This is a genomic window from Bifidobacterium sp. UMB1197 (genome assembly GCF_030217745.1).
GTDB lineage: Bacteria > Actinomycetota > Actinomycetes > Actinomycetales > Bifidobacteriaceae > Bifidobacterium > Bifidobacterium vaginale_B.
This window is the reverse complement of record NZ_JASOOL010000004.1, coordinates 47,119-59,612: the sequence shown is the minus strand read 5'-3', so window position 1 is coordinate 59,612 and position 12,494 is coordinate 47,119. Positions and strand designations below refer to the sequence as shown.

General features: G+C 41.5%; 4 protein-coding genes, 1 tRNA gene and 1 pseudogene. 1 reads left to right on the top strand and 5 read right to left on the bottom strand.

Going from position 1 to position 12,494, the window contains the following annotated elements; genetic code table 11:
* Window positions 1–24 precede the first annotated feature (24 nt).
* Window positions 25–2,184 (top strand): hypothetical protein, encoded by a 2,160-nt coding sequence (locus tag QP420_RS03565; protein WP_481616560.1) that lies wholly within the window; start codon window positions 25–27, stop codon window positions 2,182–2,184.
* Here QP420_RS03565 and QP420_RS03560 read toward each other — a convergent pair.
* The 5 genes and pseudogenes from QP420_RS03560 to pulA all read right to left on the bottom strand — a co-directional run bounded on the left by QP420_RS03560 (window position 2,170) and on the right by pulA (window position 11,892).
* Entirely contained in the window at window positions 2,170–4,407 is a 2,238-nt protein-coding gene (locus QP420_RS03560; RefSeq protein ID WP_481616559.1) for a GH25 family lysozyme, read from the bottom strand. The genes QP420_RS03565 and QP420_RS03560 overlap by 15 nt on opposite strands.
* A 173-nt stretch (window positions 4,408–4,580) precedes the next feature.
* Window positions 4,581–4,654, bottom strand: a tRNA-Gly gene (locus QP420_RS03555).
* A 172-nt stretch (window positions 4,655–4,826) separates the two neighbouring features.
* A complete protein-coding gene (locus QP420_RS03550) occupies window positions 4,827–5,309 on the bottom strand; it encodes a holo-ACP synthase (protein WP_481616558.1) in 483 nt (160 codons plus the stop codon).
* Window positions 5,310–5,582: 273 nt separating this feature from the next.
* Window positions 5,583–5,798: pseudogene (locus QP420_RS03545) on the bottom strand (hypothetical protein); the annotation flags it as partial.
* A 187-nt stretch (window positions 5,799–5,985) separates the two neighbouring features.
* Window positions 5,986–11,892, bottom strand: a complete 5,907-nt coding sequence (gene pulA / locus QP420_RS03540) for a type I pullulanase (RefSeq protein WP_481616595.1) — start codon at window positions 11,890–11,892, stop codon at window positions 5,986–5,988.
* Window positions 11,893–12,494: the final 602 nt, after the last annotated feature.

Sequence of the window (12,494 nt, the reverse complement as noted above, 5' to 3'; positions counted from 1 at the left end):
GAAAATAAATAGAAAGTAATAAGAGTGCAAAGCTTTATAGATAGCAATCCTAAGCTAAAAAATTATTTTCCATATATAGTGTGTTTTATTGTAAGCGGGCTAATAACGTTAGCATTCTTTAGCAATATATTCCAAGCTTATGGCCCAGGGTTTAAAACACAAAATATAAGCTTAAGCACGGTAAAAACAGCAAAAGCGGAAAGTACAAACCAATCGCTTGAACGCGCAAAATACAATAAAGACGGCATACACATACCTAAAAGTGGCGCAGACATAGAATTTACAAACCTAAATGCGCATAGCAAAACATTAGAGATTTCGCTACAACAGACAAAACCAGTTTATTACGTAACTGGAAGCGTAGAATTAGAAGACTTTGGTATAGCTCCTGGATACGCTTTGGCAAGCCGATTCAAAATAACAACTGGAAAATTTAACACCACTCAAGTGCGCTTAGAAAGTCACGGAAAACTAAATAAAATAAAGCTACACTTTAATGGAACTCCAAGCGGAATCGTAGTTCAAAAAATAACAATCAACCCAAAGTACAATCTGCATGTCAATTACGCAAAATGGGCAATATTGTTTATATTTGGATCCGCAATAATAACAATACGTAAGAAAAAATGGCATAAAATAGCCTACAATCAAAGCAATAGAGTTCAAAACATAATCTTTTGGATTGTATGTGCAATAGTAACTGGATTCTCCCTTTATATTTGGCTTCGCTTAAACACTTATAATCGAATACGTGTTCCATTCGCCTACAATACATACGATTTTATAGACGGAAACCCATATACAGAGCAGCTAAAAGCCTGGAAACAAAACTCACTCTCTTTGCTACAAGACCCACCAAAGGGATTATTGCATTCAGCAAACCCATTTAGCATTGGCAAAAGAATGCAATTAGTGCGCGAGGGAACTCCTGCAATATGGGATATTGTGCTGCATAATGGCAAATATTATTGCTACTTTGGAATAGTACCGTTTATTTTAACTTATTTGCCGTTTAACGCTTTGTTCCCAGCTTGGATGCCGAGCGCAATAATGGTAACAACATTATTTGCAGCAATTACAATACCAGTACTGTTTGCATTGTGGAAAGAAATAATAACATTCTTTGAAATACAAATAAACTACTGCTCAATGCTGCTTATAGGAGCAGCCTTACCATTTGGGTGCCTTGTTTTTTATCTGCAAGCATCTGCATCGATTTACTACATGCCTATGGTAAGCGCAATGCTATTTGGAGCATTATTTGTGTATGCATCACTAAAAGCTGTAAGACTTAAAAACAGCGTTGCACAATACGCCCTATTTGCTTTAGCTGGATTAAGCTTAGCTTTGCAATGCGGGTCTAGACCAAATTCTTGCATTTCCACAGTTGCGTTTATAGCCCCACTGTTTATTGCACTACTATTTAACAACTCTAGAAGCATAATCAATAGAGCTGGCGCCGCAATAAGCTTCTTAACGCCTGCAATAGCTGGATTTACTGGAATCTTAGTATATAACTACTTGCGTTTTGGTTCATTCTTTAACTTTGGTAACGAAGAACAATTAACAAACTTTGACTTGCGATTTAATCGTATAACCTTTGACCCTCTAAAAATCAAAGACATGTTAATAAACTTCTTTATAAAGCCACCAAGCGTAGATACGGACTTCCCGTATATTACAATAACCAACTCAAACATTTCGGATTATGGAAATAGTTTCTTTAATCACATGACACTTGGTCTGCTATCAATACCACTTATTTGGGGCATTTTCTTAATAAGACGCAAGTACATGCAAAAAATCGAATACATAATGTGCTTAAGCGGAATAACATTCTCGATTATGTTAATCTACGTAAACTACTGCTTAGGCGGTAGTCTTTACCGTTATTATTGCGATTCAATAATAATTCTTATGCTTATTGCTTCGATTGGGTTTGCTAGAAGAAATTGCTCAGCTAATCAAAATGCACAATTGCAATTAAATAAAGAAAATGCATGCAACAATGAGTTGAATGGTCAAAAGTCTATTCAAACTCTAATCGTTGCATGCACTACAGTAACAATCGTATTAGGATTCTTGCTTGTATTTGCAAATCACACAGAATCAGCAAACGAAATACAATACACGAATCCAGATGCTTTTGTTGAATGGAGCCAAAGGCTATCAGTGGGCTTCTAGAACACCCTTCTGGCACTTTTGACGCCATAAGCCATTGCCGTCATTATGTTCGTCTTCTACAGGAGCGCCAAGCTTTTCGAAGCCACCGCGCTTGTAGTAATCCTTGCGAAGATTGAACATTACAACTCGCTTAGTGTTTCGGCCTTGAGTCCAAACGTCGCCGTTCTGGCAGCGCTGACGCCACCAGCCGTCTCCCATATTCTCCTCGGAAGCAACAGGAGCACCAAGCCAGCCAGCACCGCCGTGATTATAATATGAACTTCTAAGCTCATACTGAATCACAAGCTTTTTGTCTGTTCCTTGAGTCCAAACATCACCATTCTGGCAGCGCTGACGCCACCAGCCGCCACCCATATTCTCTTCTTCGGCAACAGGAACACCAATGCCATTAGCATCGCCATTCTTGTAGTAGGCATCGCGCAAGTTGAACATCATAGCGAGTTTAGTGCCACTTCCGTAAGTCCAAACATCGCCATTCTTGCAGCGCTGACGCCACCAGCCGCCACCAATGTTCTCCTCATCGGCAACAGGAGCGCCAAGCCAGCCAGCACCGCCGTGCGAGTAGTAAGAGCCTCTAAGCTCAAACTGAATCACAAACTTAGTGTCTGTTCCATGCGTCCAAACATCACCATTCTGGCAACGCTGACGCCACCAGCCGCCACCAATGTTCTCCTCATCGGCAACAGGAGCACCAAGACGCGCAAAACCACCATGCATATAATAAGATTCGCGCAACTGATATTGAAGAACATGGCTTTGAGTGCCATTAGTCCAAAAATCGCGATTTGGAACTTTACTAACTTTCCACCCGTTGCCTACATATTCATAGTCTCCATAGGCATTAGGATCCATATTTCCAAACACGCTAACATCAACATTGCCTTCGATTCCTGGGACTACAGCCGAGGAAGTATACTGCCATCCGCGCAAAGTAGTTCTAATATTAAACAGCGGAGTTGCGCCATAGCTAGCAATCCAGCTCAAACGGTCGTGAATATACTGCGAATTAAGCGGACCGTTTGCATAACTTGCGTAAGAATAAACACCAAGATTGGTGTATCCTGCACTATACAATTGGTTCCACCAAGACGAAACAATATTTTGGTAAACGTACGGATTGTTTGGAGCAGTGTGGCCCGCCCAAACCCATTTTTCTAGATCGTAGTAAACAGGGTAAGAAAGGTCACTTGGGCTAACACCAGCGTTTCTTAAAAGCTTTGCAACATCCGCACCTTCGTTAGCGCCGTCCGCAGGCGTTTCTGCATATGAATAAATGTAAATTCCAAAAGGTATACCTAAACGCTTGCACTCATTAATATTGCGCAAAGCATACTTATCGTAGCCATTATCCCAGCCGTAGCTAATGCGAATAATCGCACCCTCTACGCCAGCATTCTTAGCAGCAGCCCAGTTGATTTCCTTTTGATGTTCGGAAACATCAATCACGCCTCTTGCGTTGTATGCAAACAAGTTGCCATTGCCAGTGTAGAACGCTTTAGTCCCGTTGTAATTGCCCCACCTAGTGCCAAATCCGTTTGTTGGCAAATAGGCTCCTTGCAATGCATCACTGGTTAAATCGGCAGATGTTTTAGAACCAGATTCCTGCAATTCCTTTGCTTGAGACCTTAAAGTAGAGCCTTCTGAGTTATTTTGAGTGTTACTTATAAGAACAACTCTATTATGCTTGGATATACGCTTTTTGGCGGAAACATTAACATTTTCGCCTTTAGAAGAATCTTCTTTATTTGCGCGCTTTATGTCTTTTCGTAAATCACCAACCGAAATAGGCGTAAAGCGTTCCCCGTTGCTTTTAACTAGCGGATCTGGCTGCTTATCTTTAGTTCCAACAATCTTAGAATCCGTAATAATCTTGCCAGTTTTAAGCGATTTTAATTTACCATTAGATGTAAGCGCATACTTTGAAGAAACAACTTCGTCTTTGTTTTTAAGGGAAGATGCGACTTTTTCCGGTAATTTAGAATCATTGATTGAATTGCCATTAGGATTATCGCTTAAACGGTAATCGCCAATGGTGTTGTGGTCGCTATCTGCACTATCTGCGTCATTCGTGCCATCAGCATTACTCGTGCTGTCCACAACTTTAGAAGTACTATTTTTAAAATCCAAACGATTTTCAACTTTAAACGCAGGAGCAGCGTTAACAACAAGAGCTGTTGCTATAGAAGCTAAACCTGCAATTACACGTACGATAATCTGTCCCAAAACTCCTCCAGACACATGTTTTTACGTGTTTAACCGTTATAACAATAGCAACATGCGCAAACACCTTTAGAAACGCTAACTGGCAGAAATGGGGATAAATCACAAGAAAAATCACGAGAAAGATTGCAAGAAAAAAGTGGAATAAAAAGTGAGTATAAAAAGTGAGAATAAAATGGAGCGGATGACGGGAATCGGACCCGCGTCATCAGTTTGGAAGACTGATACTCTACCATTGAGCTACATCCGCAATCTGCGAATTTTGCAAGCTATTAATTACCTTGCAAAACAGCAACTCGATTAATTATACAGACTGTTTAGACCTAAAGCAACTTTCGACACTCGCGCTAAATTGTGCAATACGAACAATACATGCAATACGCACAATACGCACTGCAGTTAGCTAGATTAAAGTTTTATGATTAAAAATCGCATAACTCTAAAACAACAAACGCAGAGGCGATTGCAGATGCGTCTTCAAACAAACCATCGTGGCTTAAAGACACATGCCATCTAATAGAAAAGCCATTCTGTGCATTAATCATAGGAACCGTGCTCAAAGATTGCATAAGCTTTTCATTAACAGCAGCATCAAGATGAACGCTTGGGCAACCACGAGAATCATCTAAAATCTCAATGCTTGCCCATGGAGTGTTATCTAATGTGTAAGGATATTTTGCATCTTCAAACAAAGATAAAGCCTCGCACCACGCTTTTATAACCGCCTCTTTACCAGCCCAGCGAGCAGCAACGTGAATCGCCTCAGCGTCGTTCTTTAAGTGCGCTCGCATGGCGCATTGTCTAAGCTCGCGCGCGGAAAATAGCGAGCGCCATCCATTGCTATCTTGCATTTGTTGCGCAAATTGTGCAATCTGTACAACATCGTGACCAATGCCTGCAATCATTAAGCTCACTTCCTAACTACGATAAAGAGCGGCTAATCCACACAAGCGATTTGCCCGCGTTTGTTTCTTTTCCCCCGCGTTTGTTCCCATTTTTGGTGTTTTTGGAAACAAACACAAGATCATTTCCCCGCGTTTGTTTCTCAAAACGGCGTGTCGAGCTACAAAATCGGGAAAAATCTCCCGACTTTGTAGCTAAAAACGGCGTGTCAAGCTACAAAATCGGGAAAGAACGCGGAAAATCGCTATTGCGGATTAGCCACACTCATGTCTACGTTAGCAATAATAGCCGCTGGCATCTAGGCGCGCATCTGGGTTTAGCAGCATAGCTTTTTCTGCCTCATGCCCATCGTAGCGAGATCCATCTGGCATGCGCGTACCGTCTTTAAGCAAACGGCGATTTTCCACAGGCTCAAACAGCTGTACATGGCCCATCATGCCCTCTTGCAAGAGTCGCTGGCCCGCAGCCAAGCGCGCATTTGCCTTTTCACGCTACGCTCTAAGCGAAAAGGCAGGTCCTGTCGTTCGCGCGGTCTAAGCGCGCGAACGTCTTCGCTTGCGTTGAAAGCACACCGTGCTTTCAACCTTGAGCAAGCTCAGCGCTCCGAATTGCCTTCGCGCACTACGCTTAAGCGAAAAGGCAGGTCGGAGCGCACTACAAAAACTCAAAGTCACAAATCTATCTAAATGCAACTTTATAACGAGCAATAACTGCAACAAAAGCAAGCACAATAAATACCGCAAATACAGTAAGAACGTTACTACCAGTTTGCAAATGGAAACCATCACGTCTCGAATTACTATTGTTAACAACAGTAATATCCGTCCACGCTAACTGCTTTCCATGCTCGTCTACAAGCAAAACAGTGTGTTTACCAGAGTACCCAGATGGGAACATAGCGTTAAACTGAGGCTTGCCATTCACCATTCGAACAGCAACAAACTTTGAGCCATCGGCACTCTTAAGCAAGCGCGGAGACGAGTAAATGTATGCGTAAGCATAAACTACTCCATCACGCTGCAAACGCTCAGTGAACTCGCTGTTCACAACATTAATTCTCACACTGTTAACAACACCTGCATTTGCAACGTTATTGTTACCAACACTGAGAGTTCCCTTTAATTCTGGATTAAGCTGCTGAACTGTTTGTGGAGCAGCAGGCACAGGAGCAGATTCTACCGGCTTAGCTGGTGCAGAATGCTCAGACTTAGCTGGCGCTGGATGCTCAGCTGGAGTTTCAGTCTTAGACTGATCTGGCTTAAGATGATCCGGCTTAGACGGAGTTTCATGCTCAGACGGCTGGTGTTGAGGTGTCGGTGACGGAGCAGGAGCAGGCGTCACTTGACCAGGCGTTTGCTCATGACCAGGCGTAGATGGATTTGGCTCATGAGTTCCAGGATGAGTTTCTCCAGGAGTTGGAGTTGGAACTGGCGCTGGCTGAGGAGCTGGTTGTGGATGAGGACCAGGAGCTGGAGCTGGATTTGGCACTACAGGACCAGGAGCAGGTGGCTGCGGTGTAGGAGTTACAGTGCCAGGAGTTTGTTCATGCCCAGGCGTAGATGGATTTGGATTCTGCGTACCAGGCTGTGTACCAGGCTTAGATTCATCCTCCAACTTATTAATATCTAAAGGATTCATCTTATATTGGAGAACATCATTAGCATTAATCTTTGCAAAAGGATTATCATCCTTCTTTTCAACATTCTTCACAAGCACAGCAGTCGAAAGAGCAGAAACCTTGTAATTTCCACTATCATTTACAGATGCTTCATGCCAATTTGACTCATCATTGCCGTTAGACTTTCCATCAGCAATGCGCACGCGATACTTTCCTTTGCCAATATTTACGTCAGCATCATTGTTATTAGCATTGAAAATAAACACATACGTTTTATTGTTGGAGTCAACACTAAACGCATTAATTCCTTCGCTACTCTTAATCCAATGCATATTATTAACATCAGAATATTCAGAATCACGTAAAGCTGGAATCTCGTTTCTTAACTTTATCAATGCCTTGAAGTATTCAACAGCATCAGAATTCTTATTAACCAAATTCCACTTAACGGAATTGTCACCGTCGCCAGCATTGTAGCTATTTGCATTACTATTCTTGCTTCGTAAGAACTCTTGACCAAGCTCAAAGAATGGCATGCCATGAGCAAACATTACAAGCGAATTAGCAAGCATTACTCGCTTCTTAAGATTCTCTTTTGTCTCATTAGGCAAGGATTTCTTCAACTTATCGTAGAGATTAAGATTGTCGTGAGCTTCAACATATTGCACAGTCTGACCAGCATTCGCGTAATGCCTATCTCGGCAGCTTGCGTTTCCAGGCTGGCAGCCGTAAAGATTTTGCATAACTAGATTGTCGCTATATTTGTTTCCAGACACGAATCCAGCAACACCTTCATCTCCCTGGCCTTTTACAGCATCACGGAAGGAATCGTTAAAGAATGCAACGCCATTATTGCTTGCAAGCTTATACGCATTAGGCTGAATAGTGCGGTTTTCGTAAGGCAATTGGCTCATATCCCAGCCTTCGCCAAGAATAATCGAATTTTTATCAATGTCATAAACAGCCTTACGCACTTGACTCATGGTTTCAAGGTCAATCAATCCCATCAAATCAAAACGGAAGCCGTCAATACCGTACTCATTTGCCCAATACTTTACAGAGTCAACAATATACTTGCGCATCATTTTGCGCTCTGAAGCAGTATCGTTTCCGCAACCAGATCTATTAGACAAGCTGCCGTCATCGTTGTAACGGAAGTAGTAGCCTGGCACAGTTTGGCCAAAAGCGTTCTTTTGCGCGTTATAAACGTGGTTATAAACCACATCCATAATCACACGCAAGCCAGCCTTATGCAAACCTTCAACCATTTGCTTTAGCTCCGTAATACGCGTAGCAGGATTTGCTGAATCAGACGCATAGGAGCCTTCTGGAACGTTGTAGTTGATTGGATCGTATCCCCAGTTTTGGTGAGGATTATCTTTGTCGTTCTTCTCTGCATAGTCAACTCTAAGATCTTCATTAACAGAACCAAAATCATACATTGGCATGATTTGCACGTGAGTGATGCCGAGGGACTTCAAATAATTAAAGCCAGTTGGATTGCTTCCATTCTTAGTGTCAGATTGAATTACACCAAGATACTTTCCGCGCTTTGCAACATCTACGCCAGAACTTTCATGAATCGAGAAATCGCGAATATTCATTTCTGCAATAGTCGCATCAGTTGGACGCTTACCAAACGATGCCATACGAGTTACAGGATTACCAGTATCTTTACCGAATACAACGGATCTCATTCCATTTCGCACAGCAGCTTTTGCATAAGGGTCTGGAGAATTATTTACAGTGCCATCTGCAAAATGAACCTTGTACGTGTAAGCAGTACCAGCTTTTGCATCACTCGTAGTAATACTCCACACGCCAAGCTTTCCAGCTTCTGTGCCAAGAGTCATATCTTGCTTTTTATCTTCTTGCTCTTTTTCATCAGTTGACTTATAAGTTACTAACTCCACTTTTGTAGCAGTTGGAGCCCAAAGCTTGAAAGTCGTAGAACCATCTTTTACAACAGCACCCAAGTCATCGCCATTGTAAGCATACTTTTGATCGAACTCATCAGTGCGAACAACCTTAGAGCCTTTAACAGTTGAAGCAGACACTGTTTTAGGCATTCCACCAACACCTTTAATGTTGATTTCATACATTTTCTTAAGATCTAAGTCGCTCTTTGCGGTGATTACAATCTTATTATCTACAACAGCAACTTGCGAAATATCTATTGGCTTGTGTTGATCTTTCTTTGAATCTGTAACATCAGTTACAGTAACATTTTCCTTCTTTACTTCCGAAGGGTCGCCACTCACATTTACAGTAAATTCCTTCAAAGACGTAATATCAGCGTTAATAGCATTAGCCTTCGTGTTGATTACGTTTGGGCTTAAGTAAACTCTACTATCGCCCTGCATAAGCCAGATTTCAGCATTACCAGTGTTACCATCTTGACTTAAAGTGATTGCTTTTGCAGGAATTGCGCGATCGCCTTCGCCAGGATCTTTAGAAACCCAATCGTTGCCTTGCATAGAATAGCGCACAATAAACTTCGGATCTTTCACGCCATTACTATCCGTAAACGTATATTCTGCAATCTTGCCAAAATCATCATGAGCCGTAAAATCTTGCTTTACGCCATTATTACTACCATACCAAGTCCAAAGATTCCAACCAGCGTAATCCTTGTTTGTTCTGCGGTAGTGAACAGTAACGTTTAACGTTTTAATGTTATTAAGCTTGTTAGCAACTTCAGATGGAGGTTCGGCAAAGGTATTTGAATCTCCTCCGTAAACCCAAGCTTCGCCAACACCATCTTCGATTTGCCAGACCTTACGATCTCCGCCGTCCTTCTTACCATCATTCCAACCATTTGATATGTCTTCAACGATAATAAATCCAACTTTTCCACTCTCGTAAGTGCCATCAGCCTCAACTGTGTAAGTCTTACCAAAAGCGTCTTGACCATTGAACTTATGCCAAGCACCATCTATAGCCTTACCTTGAGCATCTTTAAGACCCCAGATATAAACGCCCATATTGCGATTGTCATCAGATTTTTGCTTATAGTGAATAACAATCTTCGTCTTTAATGCAGAAGGCTTTGAAGATTCTACTTTGCAAGGAATTTCAGCAAATTCAGAACCTTTCAAATCTGCATCTACTACATAATTCTTTGCAGTAGCAGGAATAGTGAAATTACCATTATTTGAATTATTTGAATTATTTGAATTATTTAAGTGATACCACTTATCTCCACCATCGTTGAATACAGCAGTAATTTGCTTGCCATTATTAGGAATTGTTCTTGCAAACCAATCATTGCAAACTTTGCGCATTGGTCTACCAGGAACTGCAGTCCAAGATCCATTGCCGATTTGATAATGAATATTTACGGAACTTGGCTTAGGACTTCTATTCTTAGCATTAAAATAGACAGTTGTTGACTGGTCTTGAACATCGTCAACATTGTATTTTGGATCAGATTCATCACGTGCCGTATTAGATTTTACTTTTTCATAAATATTGTTCTTAAGCGCATCCACATGCAAAGCAATTGCAGAATAAGGAGCAATAGTCGCAGCAACCTTGCCATCTGTAACTTTAACAGTCTTAGAACAGTTTCCAGCCTCATACACATTGCAATATTCACCATTTGGCAAATCAGTAGTGTACAAAACTTTCTTTGCGTTTGGCGTATTGTTTATTGCTAAGAATCCCTTGCCTGCACGACTAAAAGCAATGTTATTATTGCCGTCATCTTGCCAATTAGTGACTTGAGCACCATTTACAGCCTTAAAGAAGCCAACCATTCCGCGAATCGAAGTCCAACGCTGAGTGCACTGCCACTTTGAATCCTTGCCGCAAGACACATCTGGAACAGACGTATCGGTAGCATTAGGCGCACCATCATCCTTATGACCATTCTCAAACCTATACCCCGAGTAAATGTTTGGATTTCCATACGGATAGCCAAGCATAAACGCATTTGCAAGCTCGTAGCGAGGACCATCCTTATAGGTAAGCGTGCGCACATAATTTTCTCGAGGAGTATCCCAATTAGTAACGAAAATCGAAGCTTTATCGCTTGGAACAAGTCTATCAGTAATATTCTTTAGATTCGATATTGAGCCATAAAAATCACTCTTTAATCGGTACGAGTATTGGAATTCGTTAACTTCACCTTCATTCAAATGCCGATCTGGCTGTATTTCTTTAGCTTCAGAAGGATCACCAATCGTCTCCTGCATCCACCAAATGTCATTAACACTCTTACCAGAAGCTTTTGCAGCTTCAGCTTTAATCGCAGCCATATCTGTTGGAGAAATATGTTTTACTGCGTCGATACGGAAGCCATCAACACCTAGCTTTAGCAAATGAGCAAAGTACTTACCTAAAGTCTCGCGCACATTCTGCTTTGACGTATCCAAATCAAGCAAACCAGAAAGGCGGTGAGTCCAAACTTCATTTGCATCGTGGTAATTGCCTATATTGCCAGTAGCTGTGTGGAAATCTGCTTTAGTATAACCAGCATCTGGGAAATCTTCTTTAGCAGCACTATATTTACTTCCACCAACACCCTCTGTATGAGTGTCACCAGCACCAGTCATGTGATTAATAACAGCATCAGCAATAATTCCAACACCTGCATCCTTGCAAGTAGCAATCATCTTCTTAAAGCCATCTTTATCGCCGAGTTTTGACTTTAATTTATAGCTCACAGGCTGATAAGAAGTCCACCACTGAGTACCCTTTACATGCTCATTTGGAGGAGACACTTGCACATAACTCACGCCCTCAGGACCATAAGTTGTTTTGCATTCTTGAGCAATACTATTCCAAGTTTGCTGGAACGCAGTAACAATAACACCCTTACGGTTAAGAGTTAGATTGCTAGATTGAGAATTACTAGACTCACTAATAGCGCTTGCATTGCCAACAACAGCAAAACCTGTTATTAACATTGCACTCGCTGCAATCATAGAAACTATTTTCGACGCAAGGTGGCGATGAGTGACCATCTGCATATCCTTTCCTCCGTTGGCACAAACATGCTTCTATATTGTTTTATTGCCATGCAAAACATGAAAACTATGGGTGACACAACTATGTTTCACTTCTTATTACAACCAACTTTGGTTTACATATAAGATTGCTTATTTTGAGCGCAAATCATCATAAGCACCTTGAATTTTCCGCAATTTTGCACGTAAAGAGTCATTATAACACTTTTGCAATTTTTACAAAAGTTAAAAATATAACTGCGATATTAGTTGCATTTGTTGCGCAAATTGTGCAATCTGTACAACATCGTGACCAATGCCTGCAATCATTAAGCTCACTTCCTAACTATTCTAAGCACTACGACTTGCATGAGCGCTTTACAAGATTACATAGATTACGCCAAATGAAGTGGAGATTCGAGATTTTTCGCCGCGAAAGAGGTGAGCCTCAGCGCCGAAGGTGGTGACTCGCCGAGAGAGCAAGAAAAATCGAGAATCTCGGTGATGAAAAACACGCAAAAGTTCTAGATATCCAGAAGGTTTGATGTATTTCTCTACGAGCAATAAAAGAGGAGCGTAGCGACGGGACTTGCGAGGAGAGAAATACTCAAACCTCGCGC

What these genes read in the sequence shown, in the direction of transcription:
- QP420_RS03550 (WP_481616558.1), bottom strand. Translation starts at nt 5,309, where the DNA reads ATGATTGCAGGCATTGGTCACGATGTTGTACAGATTGCACAATTTGCG.
- pulA (WP_481616595.1), bottom strand. Translation starts at nt 11,892, where the DNA reads ATGGTCACTCATCGCCACCTTGCGTCGAAAATAGTTTCTATGATTGCA.